The sequence below is a fragment of the Paraflavitalea devenefica genome (assembly GCF_011759375.1).
Taxonomy (GTDB): Bacteria; Bacteroidota; Bacteroidia; order Chitinophagales; family Chitinophagaceae; genus Paraflavitalea; species Paraflavitalea devenefica.
Map to the genome: position 1 here is coordinate 736767 of NZ_JAARML010000003.1, position 26129 is coordinate 762895.

General features: G+C 47.9%; 19 protein-coding genes. 14 read left to right on the plus strand and 5 right to left on the minus strand.

All coding sequences use genetic code 11. From position 1 onward, the window contains the following. Nucleotides 1-147 precede the first annotated feature (147 nt). Nucleotides 148-510: a BlaI/MecI/CopY family transcriptional regulator gene (locus HB364_RS21305; RefSeq protein WP_167290340.1), complete on the plus strand. Its 363-nt coding sequence runs from the start codon at nucleotides 148-150 to the stop codon at nucleotides 508-510. After that, nucleotides 507-2957, plus strand: coding sequence for a M56 family metallopeptidase (locus HB364_RS21310; protein ID WP_167290341.1), 2451 nt, complete (start codon nucleotides 507-509; stop codon nucleotides 2955-2957). Before HB364_RS21305 ends, HB364_RS21310 begins: the two co-directional genes overlap by 4 nt. Nucleotides 2958-3060: 103 nt before the next feature. Here HB364_RS21310 and HB364_RS21315 read toward each other — a convergent pair whose 3' ends face one another. After that, complete coding sequence (locus HB364_RS21315) at nucleotides 3061-3882, minus strand: HAD-IIA family hydrolase (RefSeq protein ID WP_167290342.1); 822 nt, start codon at nucleotides 3880-3882, stop codon at nucleotides 3061-3063. A gap of 324 nt (nucleotides 3883-4206) precedes the next feature. Next, complete coding sequence (locus HB364_RS21320; RefSeq protein WP_167290343.1) at nucleotides 4207-5586, minus strand: polysaccharide lyase 6 family protein; 1380 nt, start codon at nucleotides 5584-5586, stop codon at nucleotides 4207-4209. A gap of 258 nt (nucleotides 5587-5844) precedes the next feature. Between HB364_RS21320 and HB364_RS21325 the strand changes: the two genes are divergently transcribed. Beyond that, entirely contained in the window at nucleotides 5845-8322 is a 2478-nt protein-coding gene (locus tag HB364_RS21325) for a bifunctional YncE family protein/alkaline phosphatase family protein (RefSeq protein WP_167290344.1), read from the plus strand. A gap of 8 nt (nucleotides 8323-8330) precedes the next feature. Continuing rightward, nucleotides 8331-10349, plus strand: a complete 2019-nt coding sequence (locus tag HB364_RS21330; RefSeq protein WP_167290345.1) for a TonB-dependent receptor plug domain-containing protein — start codon at nucleotides 8331-8333, stop codon at nucleotides 10347-10349. On the opposite strand, the gene HB364_RS21335 is transcribed toward HB364_RS21330, so the two are convergent. Next, nucleotides 10339-11679, minus strand: coding sequence for a hypothetical protein (locus HB364_RS21335; RefSeq protein WP_167290346.1), 1341 nt, complete (start codon nucleotides 11677-11679; stop codon nucleotides 10339-10341). The two genes, HB364_RS21330 and HB364_RS21335, sit on opposite strands and share 11 nt — an antisense overlap. A gap of 121 nt (nucleotides 11680-11800) precedes the next feature. Here HB364_RS21335 and HB364_RS21340 point away from each other — a divergent pair, with 121 nt between their 5' ends. Then, nucleotides 11801-13213: an alpha/beta fold hydrolase gene (locus HB364_RS21340; RefSeq protein WP_167290347.1), complete on the plus strand. Its 1413-nt coding sequence runs from the start codon at nucleotides 11801-11803 to the stop codon at nucleotides 13211-13213. On the opposite strand, the gene HB364_RS21345 is transcribed toward HB364_RS21340, so the two are convergent. Together HB364_RS21345 and HB364_RS21350 are read right to left on the minus strand one after the other, a co-directional pair. Then, nucleotides 13199-13675: a DUF6644 family protein gene (locus tag HB364_RS21345; protein WP_167290348.1), complete on the minus strand. Its 477-nt coding sequence runs from the start codon at nucleotides 13673-13675 to the stop codon at nucleotides 13199-13201. The two genes, HB364_RS21340 and HB364_RS21345, sit on opposite strands and share 15 nt — an antisense overlap. Next, on the minus strand, nucleotides 13675-14028 hold the full coding sequence (locus tag HB364_RS21350) for a DUF6152 family protein (RefSeq protein WP_167290349.1): 354 nt from the start codon (nucleotides 14026-14028) through the stop codon (nucleotides 13675-13677). The genes HB364_RS21345 and HB364_RS21350 overlap by 1 nt, the downstream gene beginning before the upstream one ends. Before the next feature lie 132 nt (nucleotides 14029-14160). Between HB364_RS21350 and HB364_RS21355 the strand changes: the two genes are divergently transcribed. The 9 genes from HB364_RS21355 (at nucleotide 14161) to HB364_RS21395 (ending at nucleotide 26097) form a co-directional block, all read left to right on the plus strand. Next, entirely contained in the window at nucleotides 14161-15348 is a 1188-nt protein-coding gene (locus tag HB364_RS21355; RefSeq protein ID WP_167290350.1) for a S8 family serine peptidase, read from the plus strand. A gap of 110 nt (nucleotides 15349-15458) precedes the next feature. Beyond that, on the plus strand, nucleotides 15459-16538 hold the full coding sequence (locus HB364_RS21360) for a DUF2652 domain-containing protein (RefSeq protein WP_167290351.1): 1080 nt from the start codon (nucleotides 15459-15461) through the stop codon (nucleotides 16536-16538). A 75-nt stretch (nucleotides 16539-16613) separates the two neighbouring features. Then, entirely contained in the window at nucleotides 16614-17018 is a 405-nt protein-coding gene (locus HB364_RS21365) for a putative quinol monooxygenase (protein ID WP_167290352.1), read from the plus strand. A 115-nt stretch (nucleotides 17019-17133) separates the two neighbouring features. Further along, nucleotides 17134-17535, plus strand: a complete 402-nt coding sequence (locus tag HB364_RS21370) for a (R)-mandelonitrile lyase (protein ID WP_167290353.1) — start codon at nucleotides 17134-17136, stop codon at nucleotides 17533-17535. Nucleotides 17536-17664: 129 nt separating this feature from the next. Beyond that, a complete protein-coding gene (locus HB364_RS21375) occupies nucleotides 17665-18786 on the plus strand; it encodes a Gfo/Idh/MocA family protein (RefSeq protein ID WP_167290354.1) in 1122 nt (373 codons plus the stop codon). 288 nt (nucleotides 18787-19074) lie between these two features. Then, nucleotides 19075-19701 (plus strand): TetR/AcrR family transcriptional regulator, encoded by a 627-nt coding sequence (locus tag HB364_RS21380; RefSeq protein WP_246228561.1) that lies wholly within the window; start codon nucleotides 19075-19077, stop codon nucleotides 19699-19701. A gap of 397 nt (nucleotides 19702-20098) precedes the next feature. Continuing rightward, the gene (locus tag HB364_RS21385; RefSeq protein WP_246228562.1) at nucleotides 20099-21337 is read left to right on the plus strand and encodes an efflux RND transporter periplasmic adaptor subunit; all 1239 of its coding nucleotides are present in this window, start codon (nucleotides 20099-20101) and stop codon (nucleotides 21335-21337) included. A 117-nt stretch (nucleotides 21338-21454) separates the two neighbouring features. Next, nucleotides 21455-24607: an efflux RND transporter permease subunit gene (locus HB364_RS21390; protein WP_167290355.1), complete on the plus strand. Its 3153-nt coding sequence runs from the start codon at nucleotides 21455-21457 to the stop codon at nucleotides 24605-24607. A 74-nt stretch (nucleotides 24608-24681) separates the two neighbouring features. Next, nucleotides 24682-26097 (plus strand): efflux transporter outer membrane subunit, encoded by a 1416-nt coding sequence (locus HB364_RS21395; protein ID WP_167290356.1) that lies wholly within the window; start codon nucleotides 24682-24684, stop codon nucleotides 26095-26097. Nucleotides 26098-26129: the final 32 nt, after the last annotated feature.

A 26129-nucleotide genomic window follows, 5' to 3' on the forward strand; every position in this document is an offset into this window, starting at 1 on the left:
GCCTTTTTGCCTCGCTGCCTTTTTCCCTGCCGCTCAATGCTTTATTCCCACCTTTCCGCCTTGCCGGCAGCCCTTCAAACAAATAGGTCCTAATTAATTAGTTGATCTACTAATTAATTAGTAGTATTGCTGTACAAAGCAATAACAATGGTAAAACTCGCCAAAAGAGAAGAGCAGATCATGAAGGTATTCTGGGACCTTGAAAAAGCATTCATCAGAGAGATCATTCCTCACCTGCCCGATCCCAAGCCTCATTATAATAGTGTAGCCACGATGGTGAAGATCCTGGAAGATAAAGGATTCCTGAGCCATGAATCTGTAGGCAATATGTACCGCTACTTTCCGGTGATCAGCCGGGAAGATTACCAGGGTCATGCCATGAAGGATATTGTGAGCCAGTATTTCGATAATTCCTACCCCCGCATGCTGGCCTATTTTGCCAAAGAGCAAAACCTCTCCGAAGAAGAGCTGAATGAAATATTGCACATCATTAAAACAAAGAAACAATGATGCCTTATATCGCCCATGTGGGTCTTATCCTGGCGGGATGCCTTATCTTTTATAAGCTGCTCCTGCAAAAAGAAACGTTCTTCCGCACGAACCGTTGGGTATTGCTGGCATGTCTGGCGCTTTCTTTCAGTCTGCCGCTTATTGAAGTGCCGCAGCAATGGTCATTCCGCCAGGCAACTATTATCACCACGGGGCAGGAAGAATTACCACCAGCGGGCGATGAGGCAACCAATTTTGTACCGGAGCAACCTGCCACTGCAGCGCCTGCCACTACCACTGCTACAACGCCCGCCCATCATGCACCGGCCTTTACGGGGCACGATGCTGCTACCTGGGCCTGGAGGTTGTACTGGGCAGGCGTTATTATTTTCGGTATCAATTTCCTGATACAACTGATCACTTTATTGTACAGGGCCTATACCAATCCCTTTATACAGGACGGCCGCTTCCGCATTGTAGAGATAACAGGCGATAAAGCGCCCTGCTCTTTCTGGAACTGCATTTTTATCAATCCTGAAAAGTATGATTGGGATACGTATAACCAGATCCTGCTGCACGAGAAAACCCATATAGAACAGCGGCACAGCCTTGATCTGCTGATTGCCGAGATCGTGATCATTTTCCAATGGTTCAATCCCTTTGCCTGGCAATACCGCAAGGAACTGGAGAATAACCTGGAATACCTGACCGATGATCAGTTGCTCCATCATGAGCAGGTAGAAAAAGAGTCGTACCAGATGAGCCTGCTAAAGGTATCGGCCCCGCATTTCCCTTTGCATCTTACTACGAATTATAATCAATCGCTCCTTAAAAAAAGAATAGCCATGATGAACGTCAAAAAATCAAATGTACACACCGTCTGGAAGTACGGCTTCCTGTTGCCGGTGCTGGTATTGCTCGTATGCCTGCTGAACAAGCCGGTAGTGTATGCCCATACGCCTGTTACGGAAAAGAAAGGCAACACGAATGGGATACAGCCTGAGGACATGGATACCGAAGGTGTATGGTTTGCTACCATTAAAGAGGACAAGGTATCCATACAGTTTAGGAACGAAGACGATGACCACTCTACCAACAGCACCACCTTTACCCTGAGTGAACTGGGAGAATTGCCGAAAGACAAAGCCGGTGTGTTCACCGTTACCCGCGAAGCCGGTTCCATGCAGTTCTCCGGCCGCTTTGAAGGCGATCAGGGAATGGGCCGTTACAAATTTACACCCAATGCCAGCTTTGCCGACAACATACGCAAGGAAGGCATTGAGCTCAGGCATGATAGAGACATCATGACCTTCTTCCTGGTGAATGTAACCCAGGGTTATGTGAAAATGCTCAAGGCCAATGGTTATACAGAACTGAAACGGAATGATGTGATTCCCCTTGCTGCTATGAAAGTGGATGAAGCTTACATCCAGTCAATTAAGAAGAGTGGTATTGCAGAACTTTCCCTGCGCAACCTCATTCCCTTTAAAGCCCTTGGTATTAATGGCGATTACATAGCAGATATCCGCAAAGCCGGTTACCCGAATGTAACGGCCAACCAGCTCATCAGTTTCAAATCACAGGGCATAGATGGAAAGTATATTGCTGACATACGCAGTTCTACTGCCGTACCGGCAAAATCATCCTCCACCTCCAAAGAGAATAAATCAAATGCTGATAGTGAGAAGAACGTAAACGTAAAAGTCAACACAAACGCAGATGTAGAGGTGTCGGCCAATAATATCGTGGCGTTTAAATCTTTGAATATAGATGCTGAATACACCCGTTCCATCAAAGAGACCGGGTTGAGCGATCTGTCGGCCAATCGGCTCATTGCCCTGAAATCGCAACACATTACGGCCGATTATATCAAGAGCTTACAGGCAGCAGGGTTTAAAGAACTTTCTGCCAGCAATGTGATAGCCTTTAAATCTTTAGGAGTAGATGCCGACTACGCCCGTTCCCTGAAAGAATCCGGATTGGGCGACCTCTCCCCCAACAGGCTGATTTCCCTGAAATCACAGAACGTCACAGCAGATTATATCAAAAGTCTGCAGGCAGCAGGGTTTAAGAACCTTTCGGCCAACGATGTTATCTCTATCAAATCACAGCAGATTACGCCCGAATATGTAAAATCATTTGAAGCCCTCGGGTACAAAGATATTTCTCCCCGGCAGGTGATTCCGTTGAAGTCTCTCGACGTAACGCCTGAATTCGTCAAGGGCTTCCTGGAAATGGGGTATAAGGATTTCAGCCTGAGACAGGCCGTATCCCTCAAATCACAGAACATCACACCGGCACTTATCAAAGAATATACGGCCCTGGGCTTTGAGCAGGTGTCAATCAATGAGGTCATAACAGCCAAAAGCACAGGGGCTACACCGGCCTTCATTGCATCCATGAAAGCAAAAGGACATAACCTTAAAAGCCTCCAGAAATACGTGCAGTTAAAAACAATTGTAGACTAAGCCGGTAAGTCCGGCAGAAAAGATAGTATAGCCTGAACGTCTGTAAAGACAGAGAAACAAAAAGCCTCCCGCATGCCGGGAGGTTTTTTTATGATCGACGGAATTAATCAAGCGCTTCAACATATTCCCGTTGCTTTTGCAAAATCTGTTCAAAAAGATCATCATGAAGAAGGTCCTTTACAGAAGGAACAATAAAATCCGGCGCATAACCATACTGGCCAAGATCGATTTCCTTCGTCACTCCGGATAATGTCAGAACCGTAGTAAAGCCCATAGAACCGGCGCCCAGAATATCTGTGCTCATCGTATCTCCGATCATCACCGTTTCATCGGTAGATAAACCCAGCCGCTTCCTGGCCATCCGCATCATTACAGGGCTCGGTTTGCCTACGCTGAAAGCCTGTCTGCCGGTCGCAAATTCAAGCATGGCCACAAAAGCGCCACAACCAGCCCTGTATTTACCGTTACCTATGGGGCAATTGGGGTCCAGATTCGTGGCAATCAGTTTGGCCCCATTCATGATCATATTAATGGCCTTATCTACCGATTCAAGCATAATGGTGCGTCCTTCACCAATAATAACATAATCAGGGTGATCATCCACAATCGAAAATCCGGCATCGTGTAATTCCGCCAGTAGTCCGCCTTCACCGATAACGTAGGCAGTACCGTGAGGTGTGCGGGATGCCAGGTACCTGGCAGTGGCCATGCCGCACGTAAAAATATCTTCATCAGTTACCTCAAATCCCAGCTTGCGTAACTTATATGATACATCCCTGTTGGTGCGCTGGCTGTTATTGGTAAGGAACAGAAAAGGGTATCCTCTTTTGCGCAATGAATTGATAAAATCAACTGCACCGGGTATGGGCTCGGAACCTCTGTAAATAACGCCGTCCATGTCTATCAAAAATCCTTTCTTTTTCATAGTGTATTTTTAGATTACTGATTTATGCTGAATACAGCCGGGCTGCACAACGGTATTCATTGGCAGGCATAAAAAAACCTGTTCATCAGAGCAGGCAATCAGTTCATTAAATTCATATGGGAAATAATCAGACAGGAGCTTCAGGTGATCATTTTGATGCGGCAGGTCACTCTTATACGTAGCAATGAAACAGGAAGGCTCGTATTTCGATGCAAATATAGTAAAAAGGTTAAACGAGTGAACTAAAAGTTCTCATTTAACAATTTACTGATGTAATATCGTTGAGTTAAAATGTCACCCTGAGCCTGTCGAAGGGTGTTTTATCTATTGCGCATCACACCCCACATCCTTAGGATACAGCATCCGCACTTTTACCGGTTGTTCTGAAAACTGATCGGCGCCTGCATCGAGCGGAGCTTTGCGTAGCTGGCCATCCCTATCACGGGTAATGCCGCGGTAGTTGTCCTTGGCTATGCCAATGGCCGGACTTCCCTTTTGCAGGTGATAAACACCGGCTGCATCTTTTACCAATAAGGGGTCAGCCTGTATATAGGCGGAATCGGGCAACTGGCCTGCACCACGGGTATTAAAAATAATATTGCCTTTCCATACCGGGCCGACGTAGAGTGGCCCTTTAATGCTGACGGCTTCGCCGCCACCCTGGATGATATTATAAGCAATGGTGATAAAAGTAGAGCCGATGCCATTGGGACGTTCGGTGCGGGTAATGTTCTCTTCGTTATTGACCAATGTATTAAACACGATCAATATCCGGTCGGGTCGGTCATGGCTGCGCAGGTCGGCGCCATCTGCCACTTCTGCACCGCCATTACCTATGTTGATGGCGGGCTTACAGTTCTCAAAATAATTGCTGTGTATGATATGGTCGTCTCCGAAGATACGGAGGCCTGGGGTGAGGGTAAAGTAATTGCCGTATACCTCGCAGTGATTGCCATGCCGCAACGTGAATTGGGCTTTGCAATCACGGATGGTATTGTAGCGCACCGTTACAAAAGAGGCTTTCACAGAGATGAGCTCATTTTCTCCGGCACATTGTTCAAAGAGATTATATTCCAGCAGGCTATGACTGGCAGAGAGGCTGTAGCCGCTCAGACCGAATTGCAGGGCTTCGGCGCCATTGCCTTTTTGCGGTTTGAAATCGAAAAAATAATTGTGGTGTATCCAAAGGCGTTCAGCAATCTGGTTGCCTTCTCCCCGTATACCAATGAATTTTCCCAGGGCATTCTTATGCCGGAAGGTATTGTAATCCACCTGGTGATCGCTGCCCAGCAGACTGAGGTAATTGCCTTCCCCGGTGGTTTGAAAAACATTGCGTGTCCACCGGCAAAAGCGGGTGCCGGCCTGTGTGACGGCTTTGTCAGAAGCGTGGGTAAAAGTAAAGCCCTGTATCACGATGTAGGCGGAAGGGCCTTCTATCACAAAGCCGCCTGCTCCTGTAACTTCGGCGGCGCCGGTCTTTTGTGCGATGATGGTAATAGGTTGGGAAGCCGTTCCGCTGTTGCGGATCGTAATATTGGCAGTAGTGGTATATACGCCATCTGCTACCATGATCACGTCGCCTGGTTTGGCATGGTCAATAGCTGTTTGCAGGGCGGGCAGTGATTTAACAAGGATTGTTTTGGCGAACAGGTTGCCTCCGCTCATCAGCAGCAAAAGGGATAGTAAGGCGCTTATTTGTTTCATAGTATGGCAACAATCTTAATTGTTGATGGCACAAGTACGAAAAAATACATCTCCCTTTTGCATGGTGGATTGGCTTTTTATGCAAGGATATTGGCCTGTGGTGGGACCGACAGGTTTTAGCTAACAGGTATAAGCTGTTAGCGCCTTTGCCTGGCAAACAACTAATAGCTAAAGGCTAACTGCTCTCTCAGGTTAAGTAATTGTAAACTTGATTTTTGCAGCAGTGTTCAACTATCTTTACCGCATCAATTGCACATTATGAAGTACCTCTTCCTGTTGGGTTTCTGCAGCTTTCTGTCCCTGATGGCCGCCGCTCAAAAAAATACTGACCTTGAGAACGCATTAAACAGCAAAAGAGTACGCCTGCCCAATGGCTGGCACCTTTTGCCCGCAGGTACTTCCCTGCCACTGGGCGACCTGCCCCTCAACCTGGCGCTTTCCCGCTCACAAAAATGGGTGGCCGTTACCAACAACGGACAAAGCGTGCAAAGCATTCAGCTTATTGATGTGAGGAAGGAAAAGGTGGCCGACAATGTGGTAATTCCCAAATCCTGGTACGGTCTCAAATTCAGTACCGATGAAAAATTCCTGTATGCATCGGGCGGTAATGATAACCGTATCCTCAAATATGCCATTAGCAATGGTAAGCTGCTTTTGCAGGACAGCATTGTACTCGGTAAGCCCTGGCCGGTAAGAATATCCCCGGCGGGCATTGAGATAGATGATGCGGCCGGCCTGATGTATGTGGTGACCAAGGAAAACAATGCGCTGTACATCATCAACCTTGCTACCAAACAGGTGGTGCAGCAGCTTAACCTGGGTAAAGAAGCCTACGCCTGTTTATTATCACCCGATAAAAAAGAACTCTACATTACCCTGTGGGGAGGCGATAAAGTGCTGGTATTGGATACAAAACAACAAAAGATGACGGCAGAGATTGCCGTAGGCGATAATCCCAACGAATTATTATTGACCAAAAAAGGGACCTGGCTGTATGTGGCCAATGCCAATGACAACAGCGTGTCGGTAATTGATATCAAACAGCGCAAGGTACTGGAAGTACTCAATGCTGCCCTTTATCCGGCAGCGCCTGCAGGTACTACCTCCAACGGGCTGGCTTTATCTGCCAATGAAAAAACATTGTACGTAGCTAATGCCGATAACAATTGCCTCGCTGTATTTGATGTGAGTGAGCCGGGCTCTACACGCTCCAAAGGGTTTATTCCTGTTGGCTGGTATCCTACCAACATTAAAGTGATAGGCAAAAAACTATTTGTGGCCAATGGTAAAGGCTTCTCCTCCTTTGCCAATCCCAATGGGCCCAGCCCCATCCGTCCGCGCGGATCAGTGATCCGGCACCAGGCCGATAGCACGGCTGCCAAAGAAGTGGAATATATTGGCGGCCTCATGAAAGGGACGCTCTCCATTATTCCCGAACCCAATGAAGCGGCCCTCGAAGTATATTCAAAAGCAGTGTACAGGAATACGCCCTATTCAAAAGAAGGGGAGCTCACAGCACAGGGCGAAAAAGGGAATCCCATCCCTATGAAAGTAGGCGATCCCTCACCCATCAAACACGTATTCTATATTATCAAGGAAAACAGAACATACGACCAGGTGCTGAGCGATATGCCGGGCGGCAATGGTGATACCAGCCTGCTGTTGTTTGGAAAGCATATTACGCCCAACCAGCACAAACTGGCCGGTGAATTTGTGCTGCTCGATAACTTTTATGCCGATGGTGAAGTAAGTGCGGATGGCCATAACTGGAGTACCTCAGCCCATGCTACCGACTTCCTCGAAAAGAACTGGCCCACCAGTTATGGCGGCCGGGGTGGTACATATCCCGGTGAAGGGAAGCGGGAAGCTGCCAACCCCAAAAGAGGCTTTATATGGGATTATTGTCAGCGGGCAGGTGTCACTTTCCGTACGTATGGTGAATTTGCCGATGATGGCAAAGCCAATATACCTGTATTGGAGGGACACTTTTGTCCTTATTATACCGATTATAACTTGGCAGTAAGAGATACTACCCGGTTTTACCAGTGGCGCCGGGAGTTTGATTCACTCGTTGCCGCCGGCGCAGTGCCGCAGTTCAACAGCATGCGCTTTGGCAATAACCATACAGAAGGATTGCGAACAGGCAGACCTAGTCCTTTTGCCCATGTGGCCGATAATGACTGGGCAGTAGGTTTATTCCTGGAGCACCTGTCTAAAAGCCCCATCTGGAAAGAGTCGGCCGTATTTATTGTGGAAGACGATGCGCAGAATGGTCCTGATCACGTAGACGCACACCGTACGATTGCTTTTGTGGCAGGGCCTTTTGTAAAAAGGAATTTTGTAGACCACACGATGTATTCCACTTCGTCTATGCTCAGGACTATGGAATTGATCCTCGGATTGCCGCCTATGAGCCAATACGATGCAGCAGCTACACCCATGTGGCGCAGCTTTACGGCCACACCCGACTACACGGCTTTCCGGTCGGTGCCGGTCAATGTAGACCTCAATGAAAAGAATACTGCCAATAATGCCACTGCCCGCCTGAGTGATCAATTGGATTTCACGAAGGAAGACAGGATACCCGATCTGTTGTTCAGTCAGATCATCTGGAAAGCTGTAAAAGGCGAGGAGAGTGTGATGCCGGCGCCACGCCGCAGTTCATTTGTGAAGACTGCAAAAGAAGATGAAGAGGAAGAAGAAGAGGAAAAAGAAAAAAAAGTAAGCCGTAAGTAAACGCAGTCATGGGGAAGCAACCAATTTTTATAACAGGATTACTGCTTTCAGGGCTGGTTGCCTTGTGCCAGGAAGACAGCAGCGCCTTGCTGGAAAAAGTGATTATCACCTCACAGCGGAGCGTGAAAAAGGAATTATTGGTTCCTTACAGCACACAGGTATTATCGCGCCAGTCACTTACAAACTACCAGCCGCGTACTGCCCCCGAAGCGCTTACCGGTGTAAACGGCGTATTCATTCAAAAAACAAATCATGGTGGCGGTTCGCCATTCATCAGGGGTTTTACGGGCAACCAGGTATTGATCCTCGTGGATGGCATCCGGTTGAATAATTCCACCTTCCGCTATGGCCCTAACCAATACCTCAATACCATTGATGCATACAGCATGCAGAAAATGGAAGTAGTAAAGGGCACAGGCGCTGTTCAATATGGATCAGATGCTTTGGGCGGCGTTATCCAGGTATTTACCAAAGATCCGGAATTGGCAGCCCGCAAGCCTTACTGGTCCGCTACTGCGCTGGGGAAAATGATGACGGACAATATGGAAAAAACGGCAAGGGCCGAAGCGGGTTATCAGGGAGAAAAAGCGGCCGTACAGGTGGGCGCTACCTATCGCGATTTTGGCGACCTGGTAGGTGGAGATACCACCGGCAAACAAGCTCCTTCCGGGTATAAAGAATATGCTTTTGATGCCAAGGTGAAATTCAGACTGCAACCCGATCTTACAGTAACGCTTGCCAGCCAGTTTTTACAGCAGCAGCATGTGCCGGTTTACCACAAAGTGGAGCTGGAAAATTTTGCTGTCAATGAATTTGAACCTCAGCAGCGTCTGTTAAATTATGCGAGGCTGCATTACACTTCCCGCAGCAAATGGCTGCATGCGGTAGAATTAACAACTTCCTGGCAACAAAGCATGGAGGGCAGAAACAGCCGGAAAAATGGCAGCAACAGCCTGCGTAAAGAAAAAGACAAGACCAATACCATCGGCATAACGGCAGATATCAGTTCCTTGTTCACAAAGATATGGACTGCCAATACGGGTGTTGAAGTGTACCTCGACAAAGTAAACAGTACGAGGCAGGATATCAATTTACAAAACCAGGCTGCTGTGTGGTCAAGAGGCCTTTACCCCGATGATGCGCGCTATGGGAATTATTCCGTGTATTCATTGCACCATATCAACTTGAATAAATGGCTGCTGGAAACGGGTGTGCGCTTTAATACTTTTACCATCAATATTTCAGATACATCCCTTGGAAAGGTTAAAATAACGCCATCGTCTTTTGTGTATAATGCGGCGCTTATGTACCACCTGTCGCAGAGGCACCACTTCTATGTAACCTTTAATACCGGGTATCGTGCGCCCAACATTGATGATATGGGTACCCTGGGTATTGTAGATTTCAGGTATGAAGTGCCGGCCTCTAACCTGGAGCCTGAAAGATCGCGTAACATTGAGCTGGGGTATAAAATGCAGGCCGGGAAATGGTCGGGTAGTTTGTCTGCTTATTATATGCACATCAGTAACCTGATTACCAGGGTAAGAACGGAGGGACAGGTAATGAACGGATATCCTGTATACCGGAAAGAAAATGTGGAGGAAGCTTACGTAAAAGGCCTCGAAGCAGAATTGGGTTTTGCTCCCTTCACAGGATGGCAGTTTACAGCCAATATAGCGGGCGCTTATGGGCAGAACCTCACTAAACATGAACCATTGCGGCGCATACCTCCTGTAAATGGGAAGCTAATGACACGCTATAACAAAAACAGGTGGTTTGCAACTGCAGAATGGCTTTATGCCGCCAAACAGGATCGTCTGGCGCAGGGTGACAAGGATGATAATCGCATACCCAAAGGTGGTACACCCGGTTGGGATATCCTGAACCTGTATGCCGGCTACCAGCTTGCACACCTGAATTTTAATATAGGTCTGCAGAACTTATTCAATGAAGATTACCGAACGCATGGTTCAGGTATTAATGGAGTAGGAAGAAGCGCCTGGTTTTCCGTGGCGGTTAGTTTGTAATGTTAACCTTGTTGGGCGTAAAATCATATACCGTATCCACCCCTTTAAACCAGGTATCCTTCACTGCTCCTACGCCATAAAAGCGGTACTGCAGGCCAACAATGCCGGTAGACTCATTGGGAATAGTAAAGGAATAAGCCTGTACGCCATTGACGAAGAATGTCATTTGCTTGTTGCGGCTTTCTACCCGTAGCGTGGTCCACTGGCTCAGGTCGGCGCCAAAGCGGGAGAGGTCAGCATCCTGGCTGGCAGCTCTTGCACCGCAGGCATACAGTACCAGGTCACCCGTACAGGGTTTAGCAGCCAGCGGGATGATAATAATATCATTTTTGCATTGTATCAGCACCTCTACAAACTGGCAGGCGCCGCTACCCCCGGAAAAATCATTCTTCAGTTTCGTCTCAAATGTGAAATGGTCACTCTCTAAGGAACCCAGGTCGCGTTGATTAAAAAAACGGATCTTCGGCGCCTGCGGGTATAACGACAACTGGTAAGCACGCAAAGTGTTTGTGTCTACTTCTATACGATCTTCTTTAATGTATGCTGTTCTCTTAAAATACAAGGGGACCGGATTATTTTCTGCCAGGCAAAGCCAGCCGTCGGAAGTGATCTGCAGGTCACGGCGCTGTACCACTTCGCCATCCACGATCAGCCGCGTTCTGAAAAATCCGGGATAATAATAAATGGCCGAATGTTCATGTTTATTCTTTGGCACCAGGGTCTTGCGCCTGATATCCCAGGTTTGTACAATATAAACAGAATCGGTAGCAGCCGCGGTGGCATCGTAGGTAAATACCACTGTATTGGGCACGCCTTCTGAAACAACCTTATTGAGGGAAAAGCTAAATTTTGAAGCAGCTGGTTTCACTTTGCTCCGGACAGTCATGAAACCAATGAGCACCAGCAGCACGAGTGCAGCAGTCAGTATATACAGTATCCGCTTGCGTTTCGAACCAGGCCGTTGAACAGGGACGGCAGAGGAGACGTTTTCAGCGGGTGCAGGAGCAATGGCAACCTGTTGGCCGGCTGCTTCCACAGGTGCAGCAACAGGCGCCCGGAATTGTTGCTGGTAAGTCCGCCAGTCTGCATAACCCAGGAAACGTGCCAGTGTATGTAAGGTGGTCAGTGAGGGGGCATTTTTGTAGGATACTTTACCCCAGATCCTTTTGAGCGTGGACAGGCTCAATTGCACCCCGGTTTTGGCAGCGATCAGGTCGGCCAGCTTTTCGAAATCATAATTGGACCAGCGGGCGCTGCTGCCCCAGTTCAGTTGGGCTTCTATCTCCTCCAGGCAAGCTTTGATATGTACTTGCTCATCATTTGTTGTCATCTGATAATGAGCTATTTAATTCGTGAATAAAAATGAACATGATTGAACAGGCTTTGAAACAGCTCATCAGGTTTCCCTGATTCATATTTGAGCCATCATCACACTTCAGAAAAAGAATACCATGCAAAAAACAATTCGCTTCGTGCTCTTCGCCCTCTTAGTCGTTTATGCCTGCTCCCCATTATACGTACAAGGCCAACGGAAAATAGATGTTGGTGACCGTAACCTCTGGCAAATATATGACAGGGAGCTGCAATTCATCAGCAAAGATAGCATGGGATTCAAGCCCAGCGACAGTATAGGGTTATGGGTATTAAAAAATGAAGTAATGAGCCTTAGTGCCATCGAATTTGATGTGAAAGGGGAAAATAAAATGGGCGACAACTTTGTAGGATTGGCTTTCAACATGCAGGACCAGCGGACTTTTGAAACCATCTACTTCAGGCCATTCAATTTTTACAATGCCGATACCATGCGCCGGTCCAGGTCGGTGCAGTACATGTCGCTGCCTACTTATCCCTGGAACAAATTAAGGGACGAACATCCCGGCAAATATGAGAACCGGGTCATACAGGCGCCTAATCCTGATCAATGGTTTCACGTAAAAATCACCATCAACGCTCCGGAGATAAAAGTATACGTCAACAACAACCCAACCCCCTCGCTCGTAGTCAACAGCCTGTCGCTGCATACATCCGGCAAAATAGGTTTTTGGGTACAGGGCAACTCCCGTGGCAGCTTTGCCAATCTGGTCATTACGCCGGCTGCCAAAGTACCTTTTGGCAACAATGCTGCTGTGGGTAAGTATTTTAATGTAGGTGATGCCCAATTGTATTATGAAATATATGGCCAGGGCAAACCCATTGTGTTATTGCATGGCGGGGTATATGGCTATATAGATGAGTTTGAATCCTTCATTTACCAACTGGCTCAAACCAACCAGGTCATCTGCATTGCCACCCGTGGGCACGGCAAATCGTATATAGGCAATACGCCTTTCTCCTGGCAGCAAAGGGCCGAAGATGCGTACAAAGTGATCCGCAGCATTACCAAAGACAGTGTGATGGTATTGGGTTTCAGTGATGGGGCAGCAACCGGATATAAACTGGCGGCCCTGCATCCGGAAGTAGTTTCGAAGCTGGTGGCCATTGGTTTTGCCGATACGCCGAAAGAAAGGAAAAGGGAGAAGTTTAATTATACGCCGGAGCTGCTCATGGGGCAGGCCAAAACACTCTTTGAAGGCCGCAAGGCATTGATGCCCGAACCGGAACGTTGGGGTCAGGCGCTTACCTGGCTCAATAAACTTTACAATGATGACTACCTCAGCAAGGAAACCTTTACAAAGATAAAATGCCCGGTATTGCTCATGACCGGCGACGAGGATCATTACCATTCAGCAGCATCAATGATCAGCGTGTCCAAAGCCATTCCCGGCAGCCAGCTATCCGTCATCCCCGGCTGCGGTCATGTGGTATTCTTTTGCAACTGGCCCGCTGTGTGGGAGAGTATCAGGCCGTTCCTAATACGCCAGTAATCTCCCACAGGCAATAATAGCGATCCATGACAGGATGGAAATAATCGCTATCACTTTTGCAGCCCTGGGCAATACAGCGGTGGTGCTCCGTATCTTCCGGGCAATTACCTGATGAAAGAACAGGGCATTACAGCCTGCAATTACCAGCAAGCTCATCTTTGTCCAGAATACCGGATCATATCCCAGTGCAGTAGCATTGGTGATGAATAATAGCATGCCTGAGGGAATTACCAGCAATAAGCTTCTTCTGCTCCACGACAATAAATGACGACCCAGCCCGATAACAGGCAGGTGCTTTGCAAAACCGAGCAGGCGGAGATCAAACAGGAAGGCGGGACCTACCAGTAAGACAATGCCGGTAATGTGTATGATTTCAAGGAAGGGGTAGAGCCAGACAGACTGACGAATGGATACGGCCCAGGAACTGTGTTCGAGGAACTGCAGCCAGTGGACGATGGCCATCAGCGCAGTTCATATTTGGTACCGTCAATAAAGATCCTTTCTGCGCGCATTTCATTTTTAACTGTCTTGTGGGGATAGCCTACCACCCGCAGGGATGTGCCTTTTTTGATCATGTCGGCAGTAACGCCACGGGCTTCCATGCGGCTCACGGGCGCCAGGATCACTGTCCACACCTTTTTATCCTGGGTTACCTGTATGGAGGTATGTGGATTTTCATAAACAGATGACTGGATAGTGCCGGTATAGTCCAGTACTTTTTTCTGGTCATAATTGGCCCATCCGTGATGGCGTATGACGAAGGAGGCGCACAGTATCAATAACAATCCGGTGAAGATGTTTCTTAGTAAGGCCATATGGCAGGTATTTGAATGGTTACTAATAGAATGGCTGTCTCTAAAGTTAACAAAATTATGCCAGATAGGTAATTAACAAACCTTTACCATACCATCGGCATCATTTGCCCGTAAATTGCTCAAATCAGTAATATGAACCTCCGTAAATCCATATCGCTGTTAACAGTCACAGTGGGCATGGCAGCCGTCATCAGTTGTAAAAAGGACAGCTCTTCTTCTTCCACGCTTAATCAGCAAGAGCCTGCCTGTGAACCTGTACAATTCACCAGTACCGCTGTAAATGATACGTATATCGTAATGCTCAATGGCAGCAGCGCTACCAGTCGTGTGATGCAGTCGGTTGACCAGGCAAGGGTGGCCACCAACCAGTTATTTCTGAAACACCGGATTGCCAATACGCAGCTTAGCGAGGTGCTCAACAGCATTCATACCGGGTTCATTGCCCGGCTTACCCCGCAGCAGGCACAAGAGCTACAGGAAGATAGTGAGGTGCAACTGGTAGAGCACGACCGGGTAATAGCTCTCGACAAAGGATGTTTTACCGTAGTGGCCCCATCCACTGCACAATGGGGTGTACGGCTGGTAGGGGCAGGAGATGGCACCGGTAAAAGAGTATGGATCATAGATACGGGGGTTGATCCCGATCACCCTGACCTCAATGTAGACCAAACATTAAGCAGATCTTTCATCACCGACGAACCTTCCATCGAAGACAATAATGGCCATGGTACGCATGTAGCCGGTATTATTGGCGCCCTGAACAATACGCGGGGCACACTGGGCGTGGCATCGGGCGTAAGTATTATTGCTTTAAAAGCCCTCAATGGAGAGGGATCAGGTAACTCTAGTGGATTGATCCGTGCGCTCAACTATATAGGGCAAAATGCACAGGCAGGTGAAGTGGTTAATATGAGCCTGGGTACTGATACAGTTTCACTGGCATTGGACAATGCTGTGCGCACCCTGGCCGACAAGGGTATTTTATTCGCCATCGCAGCAGGCAATGAAAAAACAAAGGCCAGCCTGAGTTCGCCGGGCCGTGTGAATGCAACCAATGTATTCACCGTTTCGGCCATTGACAGCCTGGGTCGTTTTGCCAGCTTCTCCAATTATGGTAATGATGTGGTGGACTTTGCAGCGCCCGGCGTACAAATTATTTCTACCTTCAGCCAGGGCAGGTATGCACGGCTGAGCGGCACTTCTATGGCGGCTCCGCACTTGGCTGGTATCCTTGTGCTCAATGGCGCTAATATTAAAACCAAAGGCACCGCCCTGAATGATCCCGACGGTGTGCCCGACCCGATTGCTGCTGCGTATTAGTAACGTCAGCCGCGCAACATCTACTCACCACTCATCTTTTTCATATTCCCCGCAGCGTCTCCCGAAGGGGACGCTGCGGAAATGCTTTTTATACTAACTTTAAAAGAAAAATGGCGAATAGAGGCTTGCTGTTCATCCCTGACATCAGTGGGTTTACCCGGTTTGTCAATGAAATTGAAATAGAGCACAGCCGTTATATCATCCAGCAACTGCTGGAAATACTCATTAATGCCAACCAGACCGGACTGGAAGTTTCCGAGATTGAAGGGGATGCCATTCTCTTCTACAAATTTGGCGAACCCCTGGAGCTGGAGGCCCTGTACAAACAGGTAGAGCGTATGTTCTGCGCTTTTCACCAGCACATCAACGCTTATAACTACCGGCGTATCTGCCAATGCAAAGCCTGTATATCGGCCGTCAACCTCAGCCTGAAAGTCATCTCCCATTATGGCGAGTTCACGACCTATAATGTAAAGAACTTCAGCAAGCTCATTGGTAAAGATGTGATCGTGGCGCACCAGCTCCTGAAAAACGACATCGCACAACATGAATACTGGCTGGTAACTGACAGCCTGTTAACCGATGAACCGCCGGCCGGCCTGGCGCGCTGGATGCAATGGAACAGTAGTGTAAAGCAAACAGAGACCGGCGCCATACCTTTTCATTATACCCAGTTGGACCCCTTGAAAAAAGAGATCCCGCCTGATCCGCCTCCGCAACTGGAGCTTGCCAACAAAGTAAAGATGCTCACTGTTTCGAAAGATTATGACATAGATATTAAAACCCTGTGTTATACGGTGGTGCATTTTGAGTTCCGGCATCAGTGGCAGGTGGGCCTGAAGGGGGTGGATGAAGTAGAGCATTTCCTGCCAGGTATTGGCAGCAGTCACCGGCATGTATTGGAGAATGGGCAAAGTGTCATCATGTATACCAGCAGCTTTGTGTACGATCCCGAGAAGAAGATCATGTTTAGTGAAACCGATGAGAAGAAGAAAAGTTCCCTGTATTATACCATAGAAAAAGCAGGTGATAAATCGAGGCTAACGCTCGATTTTTACCTCACGAAAAACCTGCTCAGGCAAACGCTCTTTCAGCTTACACAGAAAAAGAAAATGGAGCAGGAACTGCAACAGTCATTGATCAACCTTGATGCACTGGTAAAAACCATTGTGTTGCCGCTGGAGTTCTGATTTCCTGTTGAAATTAAAGCCTTACCTTGTTTAACTCCCGTTGGTATAATAATTAATACTTTTCAAATCTTAACAATGAAAAAAAGAACAAACGCTCATCGTTATAACTTACTTCTTGTATTGATACTTTTGTTTACTTCTTTTTCAAACAATGCGGTGGCCCAGGATAACAAGCCCTACGTACGGATAGCCAAAATATTAATTGATAGTGCTCAATTAGAAAGCTATAATGCAGCACTTAAAGAACATGCAGAGGCTGCTGTTAGTAAAGAACCGGGAGTACGAACTTTGTATGCAGTGTATGACAAGGAACATCCCACGCATGTTACAGTCTTTGAAATATATGCAAGTTTGGCTGCATACCAATCCCATATTCAGACACCTCATTTCTTAAAATACAAATCGACAGTGAAGAACATGGTAAAATCACTTGAACTTACCGATGTAATTCCAATTGCCCTTGAAGCGAAGCTAAAGTAACGATGTGAAGGAAAACACTAAATGAAAAGGCGATATCAACGAAATCTTATAGCGGCCAACAAAACCAGCGTTTTAAGATTGCTGTTCTCTTATTTAAAATGTTAAATAATTAGCAATGGAAATTACAAGAATAGGTTCAAAACCCTCAGGTAAAGGACCAGAAGATTGGTTCACCGGCGCAGTGAGAATAGATCCTTTATTTGATGCGAATGAAGCAAGGCGAGCGGTGGCGGCTATTGTTACGTTCGAACCAGGTGCAAGAACCTCCTGGCATACACATCCGCTGGGGCAAACTTTAATTGTTACTGCAGGCGTTGGCTGGGTGCAAAAACAAGGCGGTCCCATCGAAGAAGTACACCCCGGCGATGTCGTTTGGTTTGAACCGAACGAGAAACATTGGCATGGAGCAACTGCAACCAACGGTATGACGCATATTGCCATCCAGGAAAATCTTAATGGAAAGGTGGTGGATTGGATGGAAAAAGTAACTGATGAACAATATGCCAACAAAAAGTAAATAAAATACGCGTATTTGTGCATCATACTCATTAATTAATTAGTAGCGCAAATAGCTCCCCGCTGCGGGGTGAGTGTTTAGGTGAAATCCCTTAACTTGTGTCATCACTCAACACACAAAAGCCTTGCTATGAACTCACGTCGTTCCTTCCTGCATCGACTCACAGCCGCTACCATCGCCTTCCCTTTATTATCGCTGGATGAATGGACAACGGCTCCTGCCGGTAATAGTGACGGTCAGCCGTATGACGGTCCGGTATTAAGGGTTGCCATTATGGGCCTGGGCAGTTATGGCAACCGGGTAGCGGAGGCCATGCAGTCCTGTAAAAAGGCAAAATTGGTGGGCGTAATCAGTGGTACACCGGCCAAGATCAAAGCGTGGCAGACTAAATACAGCATCCCGGAAAAGAACTGCTACAACTATGAGAACTTCGACAATATCAAAAACAATCCCGATATAGATGCGGTGTATGTTATTACACCCAATGCCCTTCACCACGACCAGGCGATACGGGTAGCCAAAGCCGGGAAACATGTGATCTGTGAAAAGCCCATGGCCCTTAATGAAAAAGAAGGCCGGGAAATGGTAGAAGCCTGTAAGAAAGCCAATGTAAAACTACTGGTGGGATACCGTATGCACTTTGAGCCCAAAACGCTGGAGGTGATCAATATGCGAAAAAATGGTGATTTCGGTAAAGTACTTTTCTTCCAGGGGCTTTGTGGTTTCAGGATCGGTGACCCTACTCAATGGCGTTTGAACAAGCAACTGGCCGGTGGCGGCTCACTCATGGACATTGGTATCTATGCCATCAATGGCGCCCGTTATATGACAGGAGAGGAGCCCATTTGGGTAACGGCCGAAGAAACAAAGACCGACACGGTGAAATTTAAAGAAGGGGTAGATGAAACGATCCAGTTCCAGTTGGGCTTTCCCAGCGGCGCCGTGGCTTCCTGCTTGTCTACCTATAACATGAACAACCTGGACCGCTTTTTCCTCAATGGTACCAGCGGCTTTGCCGAAATGCAGCCTTCCACAGGCTATGGACCTATCAAAGGCCGTACGCATAAAGGAGAACTCACTCACCCGCATATAACGCACCAGACAGTGCAAATGGATGAAATGGCTGGCATCATCCTTGAGGGAAAACAAGCACCTGTGCCTGTTGATGGGGAAGAAGGCGTAAAAGACCTGAAGATCATAGATGCCATCTATGCTGCCTGCAAGACTGGTAAGAAGATAGAGCTTAAATAGCTGTTAGCCGCTAGCTATTAGCCCATAGCAATGTCTGAATGACAGGTTGTTACGTTTAAACGGCACTCACCATCGTGCAACGATCCTGCCTCAGCCAGTGTCATCCCTAAGCTTTACGGTCGTATTCAGCCCTTAGATTGCCGCAATTGCCCCCCGGAGTACATTATTAAACAATCTATTTTTGTTACTCAGGCGGTATCTCCCGGAAGCCACGCGCTGCCAGGCTTTTAGCGGCGCAGCAAAAAAATGTCCGGGAAAAGCCGTCAGAAATGGTAAACATTGCTATTTTTGCTAACACTGTTAGAAAAAGTAACAATGGGAATATCTGAAAGACGGTTACGGCAAAAGGAAGAAGTACGCTCCAATATACTCGCTACGGCCTGGCAAATTGTAAAGGAAGATGGATGGCAGTCGCTCTCCATCCGTAAAATTGCTGATGCCATAGAGTACAGCGTACCCGTAGTGTACGATCATTTTGAGAATAAGGAATGTATTCTTGTTGAATTTGCCAGGGAAGGCTTTGCCCTCCTGGGCAAAAAAATGCAACAGGCCAGAAATAAGTATACCGATCCGGCGCAGCAACTGAAGGCCATGGCAGATGCCTACTGGAACTTTGCCTTTAAGAACAAAGAGTATTACCAGGTAATGTTCGGGCTGGGGATGGCCTGCAGTGAACAGGAAGAGCGTATGCCCGAAGTAATGACTTTCAGGAGCCTTATAGGCGATCAGATAACAAAGATCCTGAAAAGGAATAACCGGCAGGACATTAGTGCCTGTTTAAAAAGTTGCACATTCTGGTCGGTGCTCCATGGACTTATTTCTATAAAAATGATGAGGAACTGTGATGTGTCGGACGATCTGAATAAAATGGTCATGGATGACGCCATTGAGGGGTTTATTAAAAACCTCTCGTAAAGTCCCATAGAGCAAACTTATCCTGTGAACAAAAAATAAACTAACTTATTTAGTGAAAAATGACTAATTTAATTAGCTTTGCCGGGTTCATATACCTGCCGGGAATAATGGCGCAACATTCATTTTGACCGGTATTGTAGATAAAGAAAGGGGAAAGTAGCCATGAAGCAACAAATTCACCAGCTCCTTTGTTACAGTCTGGGAACCGGAAAATAATCGCCGGATTTGTCTGTTTTCTTCCCGTGCGTTCGTCACTAGTACCGAAAACTTATTACTAAATAGTATCCTGCCCGACTGATAGAATCAGCCCGATTGCCGCTTGTCATAGTGCAATGTTATAACATTGAACCTGTTTTAATAAACCGGGAGTACTGTTTGCTCCTGTAAACAACCTGTTATGCAATACTTATTGAAGATGAATAAAAGAACAAACAAATCCATTACTGTTTCTGCTAACCCGGCGTGGTCGCGTATGGCCACACCGCTGGGTCAAATGGTGCTCGGCGCCATTGCTACTGTTGTACTCTATAGCTGTGGCTCTTCGGCTGCACCCGGCCACGGCATGGGTGCTATGCCTCCTCCGCAACTGCCTGTAGTGTCAGTAGTCACCGCACCGGGTACTACCTATAAGGAATATTCGGCTACACTGGAAGGAAAGGTCAACGTTGAAATACGTCCGCAGGTAGAAGGCTACCTCGAAAAGATCTATGTGGATGAAGGCGCTTACGTAAAGGCCGGTCAGCCATTATTCAAGATCAATGACCGCGTTTACAGTGAAGAGCTCAACGGCGCTCAGTCGAACCTGGTGGCGGCACAGGCCAATGTGCAGAAAGCACAGGTAGAGATAGACCGCCTCCTGCCACTGGTAGAGAATAAGGTGATCTCGGAGGTGCAACTAAAAACAGCCCGCGCTGCTTATGATGCTGCCGCCGCTGCTGCCGAACAGGCAAGGGCCCAGGTAGGGAATGCAAAGATCAACGTTGGCTACACCTACATTACAGCGCCGGTAAGCGGGTACATTGGCCGCATACCTTATAAAACAGGTAGCCTGGTGGGAAAAAATGAAACACAGCCACTGACATTGCTGTCCGATATTAAGGAAGTGTATGCTTATTTCTCCCTGAGTGAGTCCGACTTCATTGCCTTCAAGCAACAATTCGAGGGCAACACCATTGAAGAGAAAATAAAGAAAGTGCCGTCGGTTGAACTGCTCCTGGCCGATAACAGTGTCTATGACCAAAAAGGAAAGATCAGTTCCATTGAAGGTCAGTTTGATAAAACCACGGGTACCATCAGCTTCCGCGCTACCTTCCCCAACGCGGGCGGCATGCTCCGCACGGGTAACACCGGTAAAGTGCGTATACCCCAGCTCTTTACGCAGGCGGTAGTGGTGCCACAGGAAGCTACCTTCGAAATACAGGATAAAGTTTTTGTATTCGCTGTAGGGGATAGCAATAAAGTAGCCAGCAGGCCTATCACCATATCGGGCAAAACAAATGCCTGGTACTTTGTGGAAAGCGGCCTCAAGCCGGGGGATAAGATCGTATTCCAGGGTACCGGTACCCTGCAGGATGGAATGGTGATTGTGCCACAACTTGTCTCTGCCGACAGTTTACTCAAAGTGAAACCATTGTAAACAGAACCGCTATTCCGGGTACAGCATGCAGGGCCGTATCCGGAATGGTAAACATAGTATTCTTATTTCTTTATTCTGGATTCTGAATGCTGTATTCTGAATTCTAATACATTTCCCATGCTTAAAAGATTTATTGAAAGGCCCGTATTATCAACGGTCATATCCATCATATTGCTGCTGTTGGGTGGATTATCGTTGTACACGCTGCCGATAACCTTGTTCCCCGATATCGCACCCCCGAGTGTACAGGTGACAGCCCTGTATCCGGGCGCCAACGCCGAAGTAGTGGCCCGTTCTGTTGCCACGCCGCTGGAAGAAGCCATCAATGGTGTGGAAAACATGACCTACATGACTTCCAACTCCAGCAACGACGGCTCCATGTCGCTCACTGTATTTTTCAAACAGGGTACTGATCCCGATATCGCCTCGGTAAACGTACAAAACCGTGTGTCGAAGGCCGTGAACCAGGTACCCACCGAAGTAGTGCAGGCAGGTATCTCTACCCAGAAAGTACAGAACAGCTTCATCATGTTTGTGGCTGTCTCCAGTGAGGACAGTGCACAATACAATGAGCTCTTCCTGGAAAACTATATCAAGATCAACCTGATCCCGGAAATCCAACGGGTGCCCGGGGTAGCACAGGCGCTGGTATTTGGTACCAAGGACTACTCCATGCGGATCTGGTTAAAGCCCGACCGCCTTATTGCCAATAACCTTGCTCCGCAGGATGTGCTCAATGCCATCAGGGACCAGAACCTGGAAGCGGCTCCCGGCCGTCTGGGTCAGAACAGTGCTGAAACATTTGAATATGTATTGAAATATAAGGGTAAACTGAACCAGGGCGAGGATTATGAGAATTTCGTCATCAAGGCCAACAGCGATGGGTCCATGCTGCGCCTTAAAGATGTGGCCCGTGTAGAGTTTGGTTCCTATACCTACTCATCCAACAGCCGTATGGATGGCAATCCGGTATCGGGCTTTGCAGTACTGCAGACAGCCGGTTCCAATGCCAATGACATCCTGACCGAAGTAGAACGTAAGCTGAAAGATTTTGAACGTACCCTGCCCAAGGGCGTGAAGACAACCGTGATGTACAACTCCAAGGAGTTCCTGGACGCTTCTATTGCCCAGGTAACAGAAACACTGGTGATTGCCTTTGTGCTGGTATTTGCGGTGGTATTTATCTTCCTGCAGGACTTCCGCTCTACCCTCATTCCGGCCATTGCAGTGCCGGTAGCGATCATCGGTACCTTCTTTTTCATGCAGTTGTTTGGTTTCACCCTCAACCTGCTCACCCTCTTCGCGTTGGTACTGGCTATCGGTATCGTAGTGGATGATGCGATTGTGGTAGTAGAAGCCGTACACTCAAAAATGGAAAGGACGAACCTGCCGGCCCGCGTAGCCACGCTGCAATCCATGAACGAGATATCCGGCGCTATCATTTCCATCACGCTTGTAATGGCCGCGGTATTCATTCCCGTTGGTTTCATGCAAGGCCCTGCCGGTGTATTCTACAGGCAGTTCGCCTTCACCCTGGCCATCGCCATCTTAATATCTGCGGTAAACGCCCTTACGCTCAGTCCTGCACTCTGCGCCTTATTCTTAAAAAGCACGCATGAGGAAGAAGGACATGGCCGTAAGAAAGGGTTTGGAAAACGCTTCTTTGGTGCTTTCAATGCAGGGTTCAAATCCATGACCGATAAATACATTAAAAGTCTTGGGTTCCTCATTAAATATAAATGGATACCAATAGCCGGGCTTATCATCATTGCTGCCGGTAGTTTCTGGCTCGTGAAGACCACCCCTACGGGTTTCATACCCACAGAAGACCAGGGTTTCGTACTGTATGCTTTGAACACGCCTCCCGGTAGTTCTCTCGACAGGACGAACCAGGCTACCAGACAGATTGAGAACATCATTAAAGGAGAAGGCGCTGCCAATCACCATTACGTGATTGATGGTCTTAACTTCATTAGTAATGCCAATGCCTCTCCCTATGCAGCCGGTTTCATCAGGTTGAAAGACTATAAAGACCGCGGTGCTATAAAGGACCCAGATATGATTGCCGGTGGTATATCACAGAAAGTGGCCTCCGTAAAAGGCGCCAATGCTTTCTTCTTCAACTTCCCCACGGTACAGGGTTTTGGTAACGTGAGCGGCTTTGAATTCATGCTGCAGGACAGGGCCAACGGTCCGCTGGACAAACTGGGTAATACAGCCTGGGGTTTCATTGGGGCGCTCATGCAAAGGCCCGAGATCGCTTATGCCTTCACCACCTTTGCTACCGGCAACCCACAGTTCATGATCGAAGTGGACAATATAAAGGCCAAGCAGTTGGGTGTATCCATCACAGAGCTCATGCAAACCATGCAGATCTATTACGGTAGTAGCTTCGTATCGGACTTCAACCGCTTTGGTAAATACTACCGGGTAATGGCCCAGGCCGATGCCCGCTACCGTGCTGATGTAGGATCGCTCGATGGGATCTATGTGAAAAACAATACTGGGGAAATGGTACCGGCTAAAACACTGGTTCGTCTCAAAAGAGTATACGGTCCTGAAACAGTTACCCGCAACAACCTCTTCAATGCCGTTACCATCAATGGAGTACCCAAACCGGGTTACAGTACAGGTGATGCCATCAAAGCGGTGGAGGAAACTGCCCGGCAGGTGTTGCCGAGAGGATACGCGTATGAATGGACAGGTGTAACCAGGGAAGAGATCAAAACAGGCGGGCAAACAGGTTTCATCTTTGCGCTCAGTATCCTGTTCGTATACTTCCTGCTGGCTGCCCAGTATGAAAGCTATATCCTGCCCCTTGCCATCATCCTTACCATACCTACGGGTGTGCTGGGTGTATTCGCCTTCATTGGCTTCGCAGGGGTGGAAAACAATATCTATGTGCAGATCGGTTTGATCATGCTGGTAGGGTTATTGGCCAAAAATGCCATCCTGATCGTGGAGTATGCAGTGCAGCGCCGCAGGGCTGGTATGGGACTCCTTGAATCGGCGCTGGAAGGATCAAGGCTGCGGTTGCGCCCGATCTTAATGACCTCCTTTGCCTTTATCGTGGGCTTATTACCTCTTATTTGGACGCATGGCGCTTCTGCAAAAGGTAACCAGTCTATCGGCACCAGTGCTGTAGGGGGTATGCTTACCGGGGTGATATTGGGTGTATTCATCATCCCTGTACTATATGTCATATTCCAGTACCTGCAGGAAAAAATTACCGGCAGAACGGGTCCAAGGGAAATCAGCCTGAGCGAATAACAATAGATAAACCAGGCAGCTTGCTGAAAGCTGCCTGGTTTAAAAAAACAATTATAGATATAAACGGACACAGCATGCAACACAAGCATATTCATCTTTATCTCACGGTTTTCATAGCTGTTGTATTGGCCGGTTGTAAAGTGGGCAAAGATTACCAGCGCCCGCAGGTGGAATTGCCGCAGCAGTTCAGCAGCCAGAGTTTTGCCGATACCAGCAGCATCGCCGATATAGCCTGGAAAGATTTCTTCACCGATCCTACACTCCGGGAATTGATCAATAAAGGCATTACCTACAACAACGACCTGCAGGTGGCCATCAAAAGGATTGATATTGCACAGGCGCAGGCTAAGCAGGCAAGACTGTTGCAACTGCCGCAGGTAGACCTGCAGGTAACGGGGGCCATCAACCGCCCTTCTGATAACAGTCTGAACGGACTTAGCGCCAGCGCTTTCCTGGGCAAAGCGTATATAGAGAACTACCAGGTACTGGCTAATATTTCCTGGGAGGCCGACATTTGGGGCAAAATACGCCGTCAGAAAGAAACCACCCTTGCGCAATACCTGCAAACACAGGAAGCGGCCAAAGCAGTGCAGACACAACTGGTGGCCAGCATAGCACAGGGATATTATAACCTGCTGATGCTGGACAGGCAACTGGCCATTGCACGCAATAGCCTGGCGCTGAACGATACTTTTGTAAACGTTACCCGTATACTGCGGGATGGAGGTGTAGTGACCTCCCTCGCAGTGAACCAGGCCGAAGCACAAAAACAAACGACTGCTTTATTGATTCCCGAACTGGAGCAGAACATTGCCCTGCAAGAGAATGCTCTGCAACTGCTCACCGGTCAATTGCCCGGTACGCTCGCACGCGCAGCGGCCTTAAATGACCTTGCATTGCCGGCTGCCTTATCAACCGGTTTACCGGTAGCCATGGTAAGCAGAAGGCCCGATGTAAGGACCAATGAGATGGCGTTGGTAATGGCCAATGCACAGGTGGGGGTGGCCCAGGCCAATATGTATCCTGCTTTCAACATAACTGCAGGCGGTGGCCTTGAATCATTCAAAGCTACCAACTGGTTCAGCATACCCGGTTCTCTTTTCGGCCTTGCCTCTGGTGCCATCCTGCAACCGGTATTCAGGAAAAAAGAATTGAAAACACGGTTCGAAATAGCCAAAATAGAAAGAGAGCAGGCGGTATTACAGTTCAGGCAGTCGGTATTGCAGGCTACCAGTGAGGTAAGTAATGCACTGGTACAGGTAGAGAAATTAAAAGAACAACGCACATTGGCCGGTGGCCAGGTGGATACGTTGAAGCAGGCTGTTGGCAATGCACAGTTATTATTCAAGAGTGACATGGCCAACTACCTGGAGGTGATCACTGCGCAGACCAATGCCTTGCAGGCCGAACTCAACCTGGCAGCCATCCAGCGCAGCCAGTTGGGCGCTGTAGTGGAATTGTACCGTTCCCTGGGCGGTGGCTGGAAATAAAGGAACATTGAGTATTTTTCTCCGCATACTAT